Origin of the sequence: Mycobacterium sp. 012931 (assembly GCF_000419295.1) — a bacterium.
Lineage (GTDB): Bacteria > Actinomycetota > Actinomycetes > Mycobacteriales > Mycobacteriaceae > Mycobacterium > Mycobacterium marinum.
On sequence record NZ_AOPX01000001.1, the window covers coordinates 620,428 to 636,754 of the forward strand.

The window sequence follows — 16,327 nt, forward strand, 5'->3', positions numbered from 1 at the left end:
CTCGTCAAACTACATCGCCGGGCGCGTCCATCGGCGGACCAACCGGCCGCGGCGAAACTCGCCGCCGCGCCCTTCGCACGCCAGACCGGGCTAATGTCCACTGAAGCAATGGCTTTCGCCGAGGCGGTGGTGGCGAACCGGCACCAATCCCGCCCGCGGCTCTACAGGTACATCCCGTGCGGCACCGTCGCCCGGTAGCGCCCGCTGCCCAGTTCAGCCAGCAGCGCTGCCGTGCTCACGGAGCCGCGATCGCCGGCCAGCACGGCGCGGCGGACGACTTCGCGGATATCGCTACCGCTGGTCCGCTCGGGGAGTGCGGCCACTACCGCCGCCGTGTCGACGGCCGCTCCCCCGGGAATGTCGCGGATCAGCGCCGCCAGAATGCGGGCGGCGTCGGCGCGGTTGGGGTAGCCGACCTCGACGATGGAGTCGTACCGCCCGGTGCGCACCGCCGCCTTGTCCAGGGTCTCGGCGTCGTTGGTGGAGGCCAGGGTCAGGATGCGGGCCTCGAGCCGAATGTCCATTGCCGCCAACAGCTCCGAGAGGCCGCCATCACCGGCCCGGCGGTCCCGGCACCACAGGTCGACGTCTTCCAACACGATGAGCACCGGACCGCCGAGGCGCTGGGCCTCTTCCACAACGGCGGTCAGCAGGTCCGCCCCCGCTTTGGCCTCGACGTAGATGACGGTGAATTCACCGACCACCTCGGCCGCCACCACCGCGCTGACCGCCGACTTGCCGGTGCCGGGCGGGCCGCACAACAGCACACCGCGCCGTGCTCCCAGGCCGTGCGCGTTGAGCAGGTCGTGGCGGTCGCGCACCGAGGCGACACCGAGATCTACCTCGGTCCACGCCGCGTCGGGGACGATGACGGTGTCGCGGGTCGCCGTCGATGGCAGGTCGATCACACTGAAGTTCAGGCCGTGGTTGTTGGTCGCGCGCACCGCTTCGCCCCGGTATGGGTTGAGTTCGTTGGCCCGTTCGGCGAGCCGATCCAGCACGGCGCGGGCATGGGCCTGGTTGTCCGGCGTTGCGTACGCGCTGACCTCGGCGGAATGCATGACCGTCTCGCGCGCCTCGATGTGGATGACGCAACCCGTCTCAGCCAGCAGCGTCCCGGCCGGAAAGTGCACGCACAAGCACAGTGGGTGGCGGTAGCGGCGGCCACCGATCTCGGTCTGGGTCCACTTCGGCGGGTAAGCGTGCTCGCCCGGGCCGACTTCGCAGGCGTGCGCGTGTTGCTCGATCCATTCGGCCAGCGCCAGCGCGGTGGTCAACCGGGAAACGGGATTGAGATCGCGTTCTTCGTCCAGAAGGTGCCCGGAATCCGGCACGCCCAGACAGCGTGCGATGAAGCGATCGGCGTTCTCGCAACCTTCGCGCTCGGCGGCGCCGATCAGCAACTCGCCGAGTGCGCGCAGCGCGGGCCGGACGCCGTACTCCAGCCCGTCCAGCCACGCGTTGACGTCCGTGATGGGCTGGCGGCGCGCCTCATCACCGCCGGTTAGGCCGGTGGTCAGGTCGGTCAGTTCATCGTTGGTCAGGGTCATGGCTGTCTGCTGGTCGGGTACCGGGTTGGATACTGGTCGGGCAATGGTCAACGGACCAGGATCACACCCGGCCAGCAGACGGTCAACCGATTTTGTTGCGGCCCGGCGCCCTCGGCCCGCCCGAGATGCTGTTCAGCTCTTGGGATCAGCGATCCAGCTCACGTCATAGTGCGGCACGTCCGCAAATGCCCAGATATATCGACGTCGATGGCCTATTCGACATTACGGTGACGGTTTTCGCCGAGTGCGGGTACCGGGCTACCACCACCCAGGAGATCGCCCGCCGGGCCGGCGTCAACGAGGTGACGCTGTTTCGCCGCTACGGCAACAAGGCCACGCTGATCAACAGCGCGCTCACCCACGCTTTGGCGAACTCCCCATTCGCGCGAGTGATGGCCACCGACGATATCCGGGGCGACCTCCTTGCACTGGTGACCGCCTATGCCGAGACCGTCCAGAAGTATGGGGGCGCGGTGGTGACCCTGGCGGTCGAGGTGCCCCGCAATCCCGAACTCGGTACGGCCATGGCGGCGCTGATACCCAACCTGCACAACGCGGCGCAGGTGATCGAAACGCACCAGACCCAAGGCCAACTGGCACCCGGCGACCCCTACCAAAAGCTGGTGATGCTGCTTGGACCGCTGATGGCCGCCGGCCTGTGGTCGCGCACCGGGGCCGAAGCACTGGCATCGCAACTAGACTTCGGCGCCCTGGTCGCGGCATTCCTTGATGGACACCGCGCACCAGAAGACCGTCGGTAGCCGAGTCCGGTTAGCCGCCCGCGAGGGCCCCGTTGTGCCGTGTCGGGAAACAGCGCGGCCCATCGCCGCTGAAAGCCCAAGGGGTCGTTACGTTCACCGAAGATGGTCAGCAACCGACGATCGCTACGCCCCCCATGCCGGCCAACGCCAAAGCCCGTGCCGTCATCCGCGGCAAAAGGGCGTCACCACATCGATTTCGCGCACCGATGCACTACCCATCAGGGCCAGCATCCGCCGGAAGAGCGCGCCGGTCGGCCGCCAAAAGCAGTTGATCGCCGACCTAGCTAGGACAACCGCCAACGCCGTTGGCCGGGCCAGCGATACTGCGGCCCGCCCGCCTGGCCGATGCACCGCTCTCCCCGGCCGCCGCGGCGGCATAAACCTACGACGACAGAAAAGCCACGGCAGGTGCGTCCAAACCTGGTCAACACGCGCACAACGTCACTGGTCACGAATCCAACGAGCGCGCATGAAGCTAAATGGCGTCCCCGCGGCCCTGGCTTTAGACTCGCGCGGGTGGGATCGGATGAACTGCATGTCAAACTTGGTCAGCTGGGAGTTACGGCTAGTCAATGGCAGGACCTTCGCGCCCAACTCGCTGCCGGGGCAACGCCGCCGGCACCGGGCCAGCCGTTTCAAGCCACTGCGGCGGCGGTCAGTGGTATCGGCGCAGCGATCGGCGGTACCGGGGTGGCCTTGGCCACCCGAACTCAGGCTACGGCTGCCGCGGTGGCCGCAGCTGCCGCAGGTTACGCCAACCAAGAGGCGACCGCAGCGGGCGAGATGGCCGCCGTGACGCAGGTGAGGGTGGTGTAGATGCCGGCCACCCTGTCCCCAGTCCGGGCATGGAGCACCGAGCACCTCATCGATGCGGCCGGCTACTGGACCAAGACCGCCGATCAGTGGGAAAACGCGTTCTTCCAGATGCGAAACCAGTCCTATGCCCTGGGCTGGAGCGGCGCTGGCGGGGACGCGCTACGGGAACGGACCAGCGCCGAACTGCCGATTGTCGGCGCAAAAGCCGATATGCTGCGCCAGGCAGCCGGGATCGCGCGCAATGGTGCCAGCGACATCAGCGCAGCCCAAAGACGAGTTCTCTATGCTGTCGAGGACGCCCACAACGCGGGATTCACTGTCGGAGAAGACTTGTCTGTCACCGACACCCACAGGAGCGGCACGCCCGCCGAGCAGGCCGCTCGACAAGCCCAGGCGCAAGCATTCGCCGGTGACATCCGGCTACACGCCCGACAGCTCGACGGGGCCGACGCCAAGGTGGCGGGTCAACTCACCGCCGCCACCGCTGACCTAAGCAGTGTCGGCTTTGCGCAAAACCCGATCCCCGCGACGCAAGCCCCAACCACCCACCCCAACGGGGTCCAGTTAGTCGACTTCAAACAGAACGGCGGCGAGCCACCTCCGTTTGCGCCGTGGGACACCCCTGATGGAACGCCCCCACCGGGAGCGCCCGGCCTGAGCCCTGAGCTGCAGCAAATGATCCTCGGTGGCGACCCAGCCAACCTCACCGGCCAGGGTCTTTTGGACAACCTGCAACAGCTCGTGCAGTCACTGCCCGAAAACGACCCCCGCACCGCCTGGTTGCGCGGCCAGGTGGCGGATCTACAGGCGCACATGAGCGACATCGACTACGCCCGCACCCATTGCACTACGAGCGACTGGTTCGACCGGACCACCCTGTTCGCCAGCGGTCTGGTCAGCACCGGCATCTTGACGCTGACCGCAGAGACCGGGGTGGGGGGCGTCGCCGCCGTGGCCAGCGGCTTCGGCACCCTCGTCGCGGGCAAGAATCTGCTCGGATGCCTGGTAGGCAGCAAATGACAGACCTGCTCGTTGCTGCGATCCTGGCTGGCGCGTTTGGGCTGGCACTGTGGGGCGCTGGCGCGTTCGGGCTGGCGCGTCGCCCGCACTACCCTCTGGCGTCCTACCTCGCAGCCGGTGGTGTGGTCGTTGCGCTGATCGTGGTCCTGCTGACCACCGGCCGGACCGACTGGGTCATTGTCTCGGCCGGCGCGCTGGCCCTGTTCATTCCCTTGATTGTCATCAGAGAACGGCGAGCAGAGCGTAAGCGCCGCTGATGCCTGCGGCTGCGTAGGCCAGCCGCGCGGTGTTCCAGAATCGGTTGATATTGGGACACTTTCAACACGTGAGCCGTGACGTGCAGAAGCGCAGCACGCCCGGCCTCCCATACTGTATGCCTGAAATCCTTTTCGCGACCGGGAGATTGGTACACCGTGGAAGCACATACGTAGCTACTAAATGTACGGATCTGCTGAAAGCCTTCCGGTCAGTGTTCTGGGCCGTAATGCTCGTGAAATGCGCTGGAGTCGTGCTGCTCGTGGTGTGCCGCCTGGCTTGATCTCGGCGTTGTCCACGCAGGCCCAGTCGAAGATGTAGGTGAGACGGCGCAGTGGCTGGAAGTAGTACAACCGCTTTCTCGCCCACGTGTTGCTGATGCACGCCAGCCAACCACCATCGAAGCACCCCGAGTGGCAACGGCGACTGTGCATGGACCGGCTATTGCCGGAACTCGTCACGATGGACGTTGGCCAGGCGATCGTGGAATCACGCGGCCTCAAAGATGACCAAAAAGACCATCGAACCGTGGGCAATCTGCGCAGGAAACGCGCTTCGGAGGTCGTCTGCACCTTGATCACGTCGGTGGTCCCGCTAAGCCCATGCTGTGGATTCCCGACGCCTGTTGCGGCGCCGTCACGCAGCATCGTTGTGGCGATTCCGAGGACTACGCCCTGATCGAATCCCAAGTGACGATGATAGAAACCCGGGCCTGAAAAGCGCCAAACCCCAGGCCCTGTCTTCCGGCAGGAACTCCTGGGGTCCACTTCTGATAGCACCACAGTGCCTCAGCTGCTAGCTAGCGCAGGCAGTGCGCGCACTGCTCGGCGGTGCTGCGCGTTCAGCCGAGACTCGACAGCCAGTCAGCGATCGCCTGGCCGATCTCATGCGGGCTGTCCTCTTGGATGAAGTGGCTACCGGGCACCGTCACTTCGGTCAGGTTGGTCCAACTTCGGCAGAACTCGCGTTGCGGTCCGGTGAGAATGGCACCGGGTTCGGCGTTGATGAACAGCTTTGGGAAATCCGCGGTGGGCAGCCACTGGGCGTAGTCGGAAACGATCTGATGCACGTCGGCAGGCTCACCCTCGATTGGTATCTCACGCGGCCAGCTCAGCGTCGGCCGGCAGTGTCGCGGCTCGACGAACGGGCGCCGGTACTCGTCGTGTTCGGCGGGGGTGAGACCGCGCAGGACGGAACCGGGCAGGACCGCCTCCACAAACAGGTTCTTGTCAATGACCATCTGTTCACCCGCATCCGAGCGAAACCCCCGAAAGATTCCCGCTGCGGACTCGGGCCACTCCGCCCAAGTCACCGGCCGCACAATGGCCTCCATGAAAGCGATGCCGCCGATCCGCTCGCGGTGGCGATTGGCCCAGTCGAATCCGAGGGCCGAGCCCCAGTCGTGGATCACCAAAACGACATCATCGCCGAGGTCGAGCTGGTCAAGAAGGCCGTCGAGGTAATGCCGATGCTCAACGAAGCGGTAACTGCCCGGTCCGGTGTCATCGAGCTTGTCCGAGTCACCCTGCCCGATGAGATCGGGAGCGATACAGCGTGCGCGATCGGACACATGCGGAATGATGTTGCGCCACAAATACGATGAGGTCGGATTGCCGTGCAGGAACACAACCGAACGGCCCTCACCGCTTTCGTGGTACGCCATTTGCTTGCCGTCGACGGCCAGGCGGCGTTTGGTGAGTGGAGTGGGATCGATCTCGGTCATCGGAGCCTCCAAGTGGGTCGGCGAGAATGCCTGGACTCGAGCGTAGTAGCCGGGCAGGCCGTATCGGCAGTCGATCGGTGGCGCCCCGGCCGGCACTGGGCTCAAGTCCCTTCTCCCACAACGCGGCTAACCCGACGGTTCGGGCCTTCAACATTGCCCGTACCCGGGCATGCCGTCAGAGCCACTCCCAAATGAATGGTGATTGAACGGCGTTGCCGGAAAACGCGCGGGACCAAATTGCCCAATCAGTCAAAAATCAGTTTTCCCACCCGGCGAGCTGACGTGCCGTTACGCTCATTTTCGCCCTTATCATCGGGCACCCACGGTAATGCGTCGATGGGAGAAGGAAATGTCCTTTGTACTCGCGACACCAGAGCTGATGACGACGGCGGCCCAAGACTTGGCGGCTATTCGTTCCACGTTGGGAGAGGCAAGCGCGACCGCAGCCGCCCCCACAACACCATTAGCGGCCGCGGCCGAAGATGAGATATCGACCGGGATCGCGGCGTTGTTCGGCGCCTTCGGCTCCGACTACCAAGCGATCAGCGCCCAGGCGCAGGCCTTTCACGAACAGCTGATCGATCTATTGACCGCTAGCGGTGGTGCCTACCTCAGCGCCGAGACCGCAGCTACCGCCACCGTCACTACCGGCGGTTTCCCGAGCCTGGTCGCCAACACCACCGCCAATCTGCAGACCATTGCAGACACCTGGACCAACCAAACGGTGCCCATCCTGACACACGCCGTCACCGGGTATCCGCAGCTGATTTCCAACTCACTGGCCAGCGGCAACGTGCTGCCGCTGCTGGCGATACCGGCAAACCTCGCACAGGGCTCCGCCACCCTGTATCAAGCGTTCAGCAGCCCGGTCTCGCTGTCGTTGACGTCGCTGACTCCGTCGGGCATATCGCTCGGGGTCGGGCTCGGGCTACCGCAGCTTCTGGCCCTCAACGCTTTGGGCGCCCCCGTCAATGCGGGCCTGGCCGTCGGAGCAAGCGGCACAGCATTTTTCGGGGCGCTACAGGCCGGCGACACGATGGGTGCAATCAGCACGCTCGCCGACACCCCCGCCAATATCGCCAACGGATTCCTCAACGGCAGCCAGACGCTATCGATGCAGCTGTCGCTTCCCGGGCTGTCCGTGGCCGCTGACATTCCGTTCTCCGGTCTGCTCAGTCCCCTACAACCACTCTCCCTGACGGCGACGACACCGGTACTCCCCCTGCTGAATTCACTGACCATCACCGGCCCACCGGTCGGCGGCCTCGTCCCGAGCCTGGTGCAGTATGTGCCGGAACTGCTGGCGACGTCGCTAGGCCCCTAGCCATCGGGCAGCCCGGGATTGCCGCCACTTGGCCGCTAGAGATTCAGTCCGGAGAACATCACCCGGCCGGGATCGTACTTCTGCCGAACGGCGCTCAGCCGGGACAGGTTCGGACCGAAGTAGCGCGACGCCGGCTGGTTTGCCTCCAGATAGTTCACGTAGCCACCAGCCGAATACGGTTGCACTGCTTGATGTGCCGTGTTGAGCCAGCCGCTCGCCGCGGCCGGGGAGCCCGGGGTTTCGACATACCACTGCACCAGCGCCGACTGCCGGCGCCACGGAAAGGCCGTGGCCCCCGGCGCCACCGTGGCCAGGGCACCGTCAAGTGCGTGCATGATCGCTAAAGCGCGGCCCGCACCGCGCGGGAAGGCGTCGATCGCCGAGGCGATCCCTTTTGCCGCACCCGCGTTGATGGTGGGCAGCACGTCGGACCCGCCAACGTAGCCAAGCGGTGCGGGGTTGAGGTTCCCGACGGCCAAGTACCGCACCAGATCCAGGTAGTTGAATGTGTGGTGGTCGGTACCGATCGGTTGCACCCCGACGGCGGAGGTGATGGCCGAAGCCACGCTGCCACCTGACCCCACCGGACAGGTGGCAAGAATCCGGCAATGCGTGCCCATCGGGTCGACGGTGGCGTCCGCCAGCGCCCAGTTGTTTCGATCGGCGGTGCGCAGCCATTGTTGCCAACCCAGCAGAACCTGCGCGAAGGCCTCGGGCGGGAAGTCGAGGTTCACCACGTCGAGGTCTTTGGTGGCGAATGTGGCAAAGGTCAGCGAGGTCGTGACGCCGAAGTTGCCGCCACCGCCGCCGCGCAAGGCCCAGAACAGATCCGGGTTGCTCGCGGCGGACGCGGTGACCGCCTGGCCGCTGGGCAACACCACCGCCGCCGAGGTCAACGCGTCGCAAAGCAGGCCCGCGTGCCGGGAATGAGCGCCCAGGCCTCCGCCCAACGCGTGCCCGGCGGCGCCGACGCTGGGGCAGGTGCCCGTCGGGATGCCTCGCCCCGCCCCGGCCAACACCTGGTGCATCTCATACAGACTGGTCGACGGTGTCACGGTGACCTGCCCGGTGGCGGCGTCGTAGTTGATGTCGCCGGGAAGCTGTCGCAGGTCGAGGACCATGGCACCGTTGGCGGTGGACGCGCCGATGTAGGAGTGTCCGCCACTGCGCGGGGCGACCTTGAGGTTGTGGGCGGTCGCGAAGGCCATCGCCTTCTGCACGTCTGCCGCCGATGTCGGGGTCACGACCGCCGCGGGCGTGAAATCGTTGTAGTTCGTGTTGAAAACCTGTTTGGCCGTTGCGAACTGGGGTCCATCGTCGGGTCGTAGAACCTTCCCGCCGAGGGCCGAAGAAAGCCCCTCCCAGCCGGAGGGATTCGGCTCGGCGGCGGCGCGGACCGAACCAAACACCGCACCGGCGGCCAACGCACCGGCGGCGCCACGCAAGAACGCCTGGCGCGAGATCTCACGCGCCAATGTCAGGCCCCCGCCGCGTGCGGGCCGGCCAATTGCCTCATGCCCGCATTGTTCAAGCAGCACCACCAGGGCACCGAACGACCTGTCGCGTCACGACCGAAACGTGCTCGAACCGTTACCCCGCCCGACTAGTTGAGCGCGGGCACTGGCGCCAAGAACCTAGCGCGCCCCCAGCACACTCGTGGCCGCCTCAGCGGATCCGGCGGCGGCCGCCAGGATCGGCCCAAATCCCTCGGCTTGCATCCGATGGATCATCTTGGTGGTCGACGGGCGATGCTCCAGCAGGGCGTTGACCGCCTCCTCGGCGGTATCGACCACCCGAATCAACCGGCCGAATTCCTCGGGCGTCAGCTTCGCATTACCCACGAATAGGCCTTCAAGAACCGGCAGCACCGGTAGTTTTTCGGTCCAGAATTCCCTGCCGTAGAAGATCATCGGAGAAAATTCCTGGCCGGATCTCGGGTAATAGTTTTGGGCGGCGTTCTGGAAAACCTCCTGCAGTGTTCCCGATGCGCCGGGGGTATATATGCAGGCCCTGGGTATATATGATCCCGTTGGCGGCCAGCGAGAGCAGCATGTCTTCGCGGAGGCTGTTCTGGAAATACTTCGCCACATGGGTCGCCAGCGGTGTCAGCGGTTCGCAGCCGTAGTGCCAGGTGGGAACGGCCAGACTGCGCCCTCCGGCATCGGTGAATGTCTGGGCAATCTCGAAGGCGGGCTTGGCCCAACTGTGCAACTGGCGCACGATCGCGGTGTCGACCTCACCGGTCTGCGAGACCACCGACGTGGTGTCGGGCAACGTCGGCCACGACCTCAAGTGCTGCACCGCATCTGCCACGTCCTGATCCGAGGCGGTCGCCAGCAGCGCACCTAGGTGGGTGGCTTCCATCGTGCCGGGTCCACCGCCACTGGCGACCAGGCATCCACCTTGGGTCAGGGTCCGCGCAACGTGCACGACATCTAGGTATCTTGCGGCGCTACGCGGCACGTCGTGACCGCCCATGATCGCCACCGTGGGCACCTCGACGCTGGTGAAGAACTTCGATATTGCGCGCATGATCGAGTGATCGTGCAATGCCTGCATCATCCCGGCGTAGGGGTCATTCGGGCACGCGCCGCCATTGGCGGTGAAGTAACGATAGGTCTGAAAGTCCAACGTTTCGGCGGCGCTGAGTGGCCGTTCCGGATCGAAGCCGCTCATCAGCTCTAGGGACGTGTACAACGAATTTCGCAGCGGCTGAAATAGAATATCCATATTCGGCATGCCCACTCCCGGATAGTGAAGAAGGACTGACGCGTCACGGTACTACTCAGGCTGCGGACTCGTCACGTTTCGCCGAACTCCATAAATTCGCCAGCCTCCGGTCTCACCGCACCATTAGCGACTTGCGTCCCATTCGGCGCGTTTGGCGCGGACGCCATCGACAACGGTGCCTAGTGCCGCGGCCACACGGGCCCGGTCATTGCTGGCAAGCAGGTCGAATTGCAGGCCGCGCAACTGGGCGATGAGCAGCGTGGCGAAATTCTCGGCCTCTTCACTGGGGCATCCGGCCTGCACAGCGTGCTGACGGATCGTTTCGATCCAGTCCGTGACGATGCGGTCGAGGAACCCGCGGTACTCGTCTGGGTGGCGCACTGCCTGCGCGTAGGCCTCGAAAAGCAGTTGAGACCGCCGCTGCGCTCCCGGCTCGTTCCAACGCCGCCACAGCGCCTCGACATCATCGGCGCCGAGCTGCTCCGGAATCACGATCCGAGTGCCGATCGCGCCAAGAATTTCGACCAGCAGCTGGTCCTTGGTGCCGAAGTGGTGGCGCAGCGTCACATGCGATACGCCGACCGCGGCGGCCAGCGTGCGAAACGACAGACCGGTAATCCCGTGTTCGAGCACATGGGCCATGACCGCGTCGAAGATTTCGCCGCGCCGGTGCTGATAGCGCAGCTGACGGCCGTCGGCACGCCGCTCGGTCCCGCTGGTGGAGATCATCGCACTCGCCCCCTATCCCGCCCTCACAGAGGAATAGCCATACCATTTGGTAGACCTAATCCGGAAAGATAGACCTACCACATGGTAGAGCCAGGCGGCAACGGGACCGGCCGGCCCGGCATGGGCCGGTACGTGAGACCGCTACTGGCCCGCGTTGTGGGCCAGGTCGATGGCGTACTGGCTGACGAAGTGACCCGCCTGAGGCTCACCGCGGTCGCATGACCCGTCGGACTCACCCGGACGCTTGATCCACAAGTACGCGTCGGCATGCGCGCCGGCGGTGGCGGTGGTAGGCGCCACGCCCAGGGCGCGGCCGTCAGGGTTGCACCAGTTGAGCGGGGACTCCGGGGCCGGGCCGACACCATTTCGGCCCGTGTCGATCACGTAGTGCGAACCGTTCGTCATCCCCGATATCGCCTCGCCGTAGCCGATTTCCTCATCGGTGGTGTAGAAGTTCGAGATGTTGAGGCTGAAACCCCGCGCGTGGCCCACATCGACCTGGTTGAGCCGGGCAGCCATCTCCTCGGCGCTCACCCAGCGCGAATGCCCGCCATCGACGTAGACGGCAGCGGCCGGATCACGGGTCAGCGTGTTGACGGCGTAGCGCACCAAGTCGAAGCGTTCCTGGCGCTGGTCGGCCGAAAGGCAGTCGGCCATGGCCAGCGCATCGGGTTCGACGATGATCGCCGCGGGCGCCGAGCCCAGGCCCGACGAGATGGCGTCGATCCATGCGCGGTAGTCGGCACCCGTCGCGAACCCACCCGATGCGTAGCTTCCGCAGTCACGATGCGGGATTCCGTAGAGCGTCAGAATCGGCATGGCGCCGGCGGCCTGCGCGGCACCGGTCTGCCTGGCAACCGTGCCGCCGACGGTGGAGGCCGGGAACGCTTGGTCGAGCCAGTAGGACTGTGGGGTGTTGGCGATGGCGTTCAGCTCAGGACTCGGCGGGTTGGCGTTGCGCGCCGCGACCATTGCGGCCGAGCCGGGATCGACGTAGAAAGGCTGCCCGGCCAGCGGGTTTGCCCCGTCGACCAGGGTCATCGGCGGGGCCGGAACGACCGGCGCCGGGGCGGCAAAAAACGCCAGGTATGCGGCGGCCGAAACGGCCAGGAAGGGGGCGATCCGGCGAGCGAGTGCGCCAAAAGCTGAGGACATCACCCCAGCAAAATAGTGCCACAATTCGACAAACGCCAATTAGGGACCGCAGCGCGGACGGAACAGAAATTCTCGATGGCGCCGCCGGGGTGGACCACATGGACGGCGTGGCGGGCTGATCAGGCCGGTCATCGGCACACCCCCGCCGTCGGCCACAGCAGCCAGGCAAACGCCATCGGTGTCTATTAACGCGGCTTTGGTGCGTTACTGTGCTCTGGTCGGCCACACCGAACAAGCCGATAGAAAAGTTGAGCAAATTCATGACCGCAGCAGCAGAAGCGTCGGCGATGGAATCGCGGGTCGGCCACTACTACCGGCTGGACGAAACCTACCGGGTCGGCCGCGAGAAAGTGCGCGAATATGCCCGCGCCGTGCAGGACTACCACCCTGCGCACTGGGATATGGCCGCCGCCGAAAAGCTGGGCTACTCCGGTCTGGTGACGCCGCTGACCTTCACGTCGATACCGGCCATGGCCGCCAATCGCTACCTGTTCGAGTCGGTGGTCGTCGGCTACGACACCTACATGCAGACCGAAGAAGTCTTCGAGCAGCACCGCCCGATCGTGGCCGATGACGAACTGCACGTGGATGTCGAACTGTCCTCGGTACGCAGGATTGCCGGCCGAGACCTCATCACCGTGACCAACACCTTCACCGACACCGCCGGCGAACGGGTGCACACCTTGCACACCACCGTCGTCGGCATCACCGCCGAGGATGTCGATCCGGCGATCAAGTCGGCCGTGCAGAACACGATCATGCACGACGTGAACATCCTCGAGATCGCCGCAGCCGATGCCGCGTATCAGAAGACGGTGCGCCCCGAGGGCGAGATTCGCATCGCCGACGGTGGCACGACCCGGACGCCGGGTACGCCGTCCTTCGATGACGTGCAGGTGGGCGACGAGCTGCCGGTCCGCCACGCGCGACTGTCCCGCGGCGACCTGGTCAACTACTCTGGCGTCGCCGGCGACGCCAACCCGATTCACTGGGACGAAAACATCGCCAAGCTGGCGGGGCTGCCCGATGTGATCGCCCACGGGATGCTGACCATGGGTTTGGGTGCCGGATTCCTCTCCGCATGGTCGGGGGACCCGGGCGCGGTTACCCGCTATGCGGTGCGGCTGTCCCAGCCCGCCATCGTGTCCGCCGCCGAAGGCGCGGACATCGAATACAGCGGCCGGATCAAGTCGCTGGACCCGGCGACCCGCACCGGCGTCGTCATCGTCGCCGCAAAGTCCGGTGGCCGCAAGATCTTCGGCCTCGCGACTCTGAACGCTCGCTTCAGCTGACCGCGGCCGCGGTGGACCCCACGCGGTAGGGCATCTGGACCACTCACCCGGGCAAGCGTTTTCGGGCCACAGCCGACCAGCCGGTGCGCGCACCGGCTACGTCACTGCCGGCAAAGGGGCCCCGACCTCGAGCAAGGCACTACGTTTCCGTCGAGCCTGCCCGTATGCTCGAGGACATTGGAGATTGCCGGCTCGAACGAGGCGATATGACCGATGAACAGCGACGCCAGGCGCTAGCCCGCATCCATGCGAAGCGCAGTTTCTGGTGGCACCTGGGCGCTTACATCCTCGGCAACGCGGCGCTGATCGCGATCTGGTTTTTTACCTCCGGCGGGTACTTCTGGCCGATATGGCCCGCGCTGGGCTGGGGGATCGGCCTCGTCTTTCATGGCCTCGGCGTTTTCCTGCGCATGCGACCGATAACCGAAGAGCAGATTCAGCGGGAAATCGACCGGGGCCATCTGTCGTGACGAAGCGGCGTAGCCCTGTTGACCCAGCGTCGCCGTTGCCTTCACCTGCCGGGCATGACCGCAAACATGTTGCATTCGAAAAGAACTCGCGATGGTGGTGACGATCAGTGCGCTGACCATACCTGGCGGAACTTGCCGCTGCGCGGGTCGACGGCGGGCGGTTCGACCGCGTGTTCCACCGCAACGGGTGCGGTTTGCTGCGCGGCGAAATACGCGTGCAACCGCTCGTCGACCGCACGCCACACCTGGCCCGGGTCCGTGTCGGGTGACATCTCCAGCCGCACCGTCAGGGCCCGTGGACCGGTGCGGATGGCCTGGCACCGGTGCACACCCGGGGTTTCTTCGATTACGGTCACCAGGGCCAGCGGCAACACCGTGATCGCGGTCCCATCGGGCGCCTCGAATAAGAGCAGATCGGCGGCGCGCCCTTCTACCGTGATGGCCGGCAGCCGATTGCCGCACGCGCACGGGGTGCCGGTCAGTTTCACCCGGTCACCCAGGTCATAGCGGATGCGCGGCTGCACCCGATTGGCCAGGTTGGTGACCAAAACGGTGTGGGAGACAGCCCCCGCTGCCACGGGTTGGTAGTTCTCATCGACCGGCTCGAATAGATACCAGTCGGTGTTGACATGCAATGACCCGTACCGACATTCCATCGACAAGCCGGGGAATTCGGCTGAGGCATAACGGTTTTGGATCGGGCAGCCGAACGCCGACTCGATGTCGGCGCGCAGCGCGGGCGTCAGCTGTTCGCCTGCGGTGATCGCCAGCAGGGGCTCAATCGCTAGCCGGCCAGCGCGTTGTTCGCCGGCCAGCAGCGCCAACGCGCTCGGGTAGCCCTCCACGATCGTTGGCTGAAACTCGTTGATTTCCCGCACCAGATCCGGCACCGGTCGCAGCACCGAGAAGACCCGTGCGCGGCTGGCCAGAAAGGCGCTGCGGCGTCGCGCAGCGGCCAACGCGGCCGAGGCACCGATGTGCCCGTCGGCGACGAACAGCGCCGCCGCACGCAGACCGCGCCGCAGCACCCCCGACAGCAGCTCTCGTCGAGCGATGAACCGCGATTCGCCCCGGCGGCCCACGAACTGGAACACCGCCCACGACGCGTCATCGTGAATCAGGATGGCCGGCTCTCCGCTCGTTCCCGATGTAGTCGCGACGTGGTAACGGCCCAGATAGCGGGCCCCCAGCAGCGAGTGGTCGGACAAGAAGTCGCGCCGCAGGGACTCGATGGTGATGTCCGGGTCGGTCACCCAGTCGTCGAAATGCGCCATGAGGTCGCGCTTGGACACGACGGGCAGTGACGCCAGCGGGACCTGCCCCGAAGGAATGTCCCGGTACAGGCGGCGATAGTACGGGGACGCCGTTCGCGCATGCCGAACCAGCGTCTGCAAACGGGCCCGTTGACGCCGCGAGATCGCCGCGCCGTCACCGCGCCGGAAACGCCAGGCCTCCCAGGCAATCAGCGTGGTGCACTCCCCCACCGCCATCACCTACGGGCTCGCCAGGCGGACACCATGGCTTAGCGGGGGTGTGCCGGTGCGCCGGTCGACTCACTCATCGACGCCAGCTTGGTCCGTGGTGCGCTTGGCGCGCACCGCCGGCCGCGTCGACCGCCGCCGCGGAATGCGATCGGTGATGCCGCTGAGCGAGTTGACCATCTTGTTGAGGGTGACGACAGCGGACTCGAGGGTGTCGGTGGTGGGCGTCAACTTGTCCACGGCGGGCGCGAGCTGGCTCAGGATTTCGGCGGCTTCGGTGAATTGCTCGAGCGGCCCGTTTTTGACCAGCAGCTTGTCGATGACGCCGTCCTCGGCGAACATCCGCTCGATAATGCCGTCCGCGGCGAACATCCGCTCCAGCGGCCCGTCCTCAGCGAGCAGCCGATCAGCGAGCCCCCCGGGCGCCAGGATCCGCTCTAGCGAGGAACTGTCTGCAGCGGATACCCGATCGAGTAAACCCCCGGGTGCGGTCAACAGGTCAACAATCCCACCCGGACGCATCAGCTTGTCCGCCGCCCCGCCCCGGACCAGAGCGCGCCCCATCGCCCTGTCGTTTTCGGTCAACTCGGCAACCCGGTTGGCACCCACGATTGCGCCGCGCAGCGGAAATAGGTCGGTGATCGGGTCTACCGTCTTCGGGCTTTCCTCACCCAAGGATTGCTTCACAGCCCCGAGCGCGACGGTCGCAACGCTGAGTCCTGCGTCGGCCACCGCGACGCCGGCCCGGATAGGTGCTGTCGCTACGCCGACGATGGCCTTGCTGATGTTCACGCGGCAAGTGTGTGGCTCGGCGGCGCTTCGTGGGCCTGGCTCCATCCCATCAAAACGCTGCGCCGCACGATCATGCTGCCCCGTATCCCTTTCTTTTGAAGGCAACGCCCCCAACGCAAACATGTATTTCAAGCCGGGGTTGCACCCCGATGACGTTGACCACAGCGAAAACTTGGAAACGTGGCGGGAGAAATATTTGGGTCGACTGGCCTATTGCCCAAGCGCCGGT

The 16,327-nt window shown here is 65.6% G+C and carries 17 protein-coding genes; 7 read left to right on the plus strand and 10 right to left on the minus strand.

Features of this window, described 5'->3' with window-relative positions:
- Positions 1-161: 161 nt before the first annotated feature.
- Positions 162-1,550, minus strand: a complete 1,389-nt coding sequence (locus tag MMSP_RS02760; protein WP_051153755.1) for an ATP-binding protein — start codon at positions 1,548-1,550, stop codon at positions 162-164.
- A 185-nt stretch (positions 1,551-1,735) separates the two neighbouring features.
- Here MMSP_RS02760 and MMSP_RS02765 point away from each other — a divergent pair, with 185 nt between their 5' ends.
- The 4 genes from MMSP_RS02765 to MMSP_RS02780 all read left to right on the plus strand — a co-directional run bounded on the left by MMSP_RS02765 (position 1,736) and on the right by MMSP_RS02780 (position 4,404).
- Complete coding sequence (locus tag MMSP_RS02765) at positions 1,736-2,311, plus strand: TetR/AcrR family transcriptional regulator (protein WP_020785384.1); 576 nt, start codon at positions 1,736-1,738, stop codon at positions 2,309-2,311.
- 516 nt (positions 2,312-2,827) lie between these two features.
- Positions 2,828-3,127 (plus strand): hypothetical protein, encoded by a 300-nt coding sequence (locus MMSP_RS02770; protein WP_020785386.1) that lies wholly within the window; start codon positions 2,828-2,830, stop codon positions 3,125-3,127.
- Positions 3,128-4,147, plus strand: coding sequence for a hypothetical protein (locus MMSP_RS02775; RefSeq protein WP_020785387.1), 1,020 nt, complete (start codon positions 3,128-3,130; stop codon positions 4,145-4,147).
- Complete coding sequence (locus MMSP_RS02780) at positions 4,144-4,404, plus strand: hypothetical protein (protein WP_012392117.1); 261 nt, start codon at positions 4,144-4,146, stop codon at positions 4,402-4,404. The genes MMSP_RS02775 and MMSP_RS02780 overlap by 4 nt, the downstream gene beginning before the upstream one ends.
- Before the next feature lie 177 nt (positions 4,405-4,581).
- Here the strand turns inward: MMSP_RS02780 and MMSP_RS27855 are convergent, their stop codons facing one another.
- Together MMSP_RS27855 and MMSP_RS02785 are read right to left on the minus strand one after the other, a co-directional pair.
- Entirely contained in the window at positions 4,582-5,091 is a 510-nt protein-coding gene (locus MMSP_RS27855; protein ID WP_131807377.1) for a hypothetical protein, read from the minus strand.
- Between the two features lie 152 nt (positions 5,092-5,243).
- Positions 5,244-6,125: a haloalkane dehalogenase gene (locus MMSP_RS02785; protein ID WP_036427044.1), complete on the minus strand. Its 882-nt coding sequence runs from the start codon at positions 6,123-6,125 to the stop codon at positions 5,244-5,246.
- A gap of 349 nt (positions 6,126-6,474) precedes the next feature.
- Here MMSP_RS02785 and MMSP_RS02790 point away from each other — a divergent pair, with 349 nt between their 5' ends.
- A complete protein-coding gene (locus tag MMSP_RS02790) occupies positions 6,475-7,449 on the plus strand; it encodes a PE family protein (protein ID WP_020785391.1) in 975 nt (324 codons plus the stop codon).
- Between the two features lie 35 nt (positions 7,450-7,484).
- Here the strand turns inward: MMSP_RS02790 and MMSP_RS02795 are convergent, their stop codons facing one another.
- The 5 genes from MMSP_RS02795 to MMSP_RS02810 all read right to left on the minus strand — a co-directional run bounded on the left by MMSP_RS02795 (position 7,485) and on the right by MMSP_RS02810 (position 12,063).
- Complete coding sequence (locus MMSP_RS02795; RefSeq protein ID WP_020785392.1) at positions 7,485-8,924, minus strand: FAD-binding oxidoreductase; 1,440 nt, start codon at positions 8,922-8,924, stop codon at positions 7,485-7,487.
- A 159-nt stretch (positions 8,925-9,083) separates the two neighbouring features.
- Entirely contained in the window at positions 9,084-9,290 is a 207-nt protein-coding gene (locus MMSP_RS27860; protein WP_235065647.1) for a hypothetical protein, read from the minus strand.
- Between the two features lie 10 nt (positions 9,291-9,300).
- Positions 9,301-10,179, minus strand: coding sequence for a hypothetical protein (locus tag MMSP_RS02800; RefSeq protein WP_235065649.1), 879 nt, complete (start codon positions 10,177-10,179; stop codon positions 9,301-9,303).
- A gap of 123 nt (positions 10,180-10,302) precedes the next feature.
- Positions 10,303-10,908, minus strand: a complete 606-nt coding sequence (locus MMSP_RS02805; RefSeq protein ID WP_015353950.1) for a TetR/AcrR family transcriptional regulator — start codon at positions 10,906-10,908, stop codon at positions 10,303-10,305.
- A 141-nt stretch (positions 10,909-11,049) separates the two neighbouring features.
- A complete protein-coding gene (locus MMSP_RS02810) occupies positions 11,050-12,063 on the minus strand; it encodes a glycoside hydrolase family 6 protein (protein WP_232022709.1) in 1,014 nt (337 codons plus the stop codon).
- A 260-nt stretch (positions 12,064-12,323) separates the two neighbouring features.
- Here MMSP_RS02810 and MMSP_RS02815 point away from each other — a divergent pair, with 260 nt between their 5' ends.
- Entirely contained in the window at positions 12,324-13,355 is a 1,032-nt protein-coding gene (locus MMSP_RS02815; protein ID WP_036427045.1) for a fused (3R)-hydroxyacyl-ACP dehydratase subunits HadA/HadB, read from the plus strand.
- Between the two features lie 206 nt (positions 13,356-13,561).
- Positions 13,562-13,825 carry a 2TM domain-containing protein gene (locus MMSP_RS02820; RefSeq protein ID WP_020785397.1) on the plus strand — a complete coding sequence of 88 codons (264 nt, stop codon included), beginning with the start codon at positions 13,562-13,564 and terminating at the stop codon, positions 13,823-13,825.
- 104 nt (positions 13,826-13,929) lie between these two features.
- Here the strand turns inward: MMSP_RS02820 and MMSP_RS02825 are convergent, their stop codons facing one another.
- Both MMSP_RS02825 and MMSP_RS02830 read right to left on the minus strand, forming a co-directional pair.
- Positions 13,930-15,315 carry a phenylacetate--CoA ligase family protein gene (locus tag MMSP_RS02825; RefSeq protein WP_235065650.1) on the minus strand — a complete coding sequence of 462 codons (1,386 nt, stop codon included), beginning with the start codon at positions 15,313-15,315 and terminating at the stop codon, positions 13,930-13,932.
- Positions 15,316-15,378: 63 nt separating this feature from the next.
- Positions 15,379-16,098: a hypothetical protein gene (locus MMSP_RS02830; protein ID WP_020785399.1), complete on the minus strand. Its 720-nt coding sequence runs from the start codon at positions 16,096-16,098 to the stop codon at positions 15,379-15,381.
- Positions 16,099-16,327: the final 229 nt, after the last annotated feature.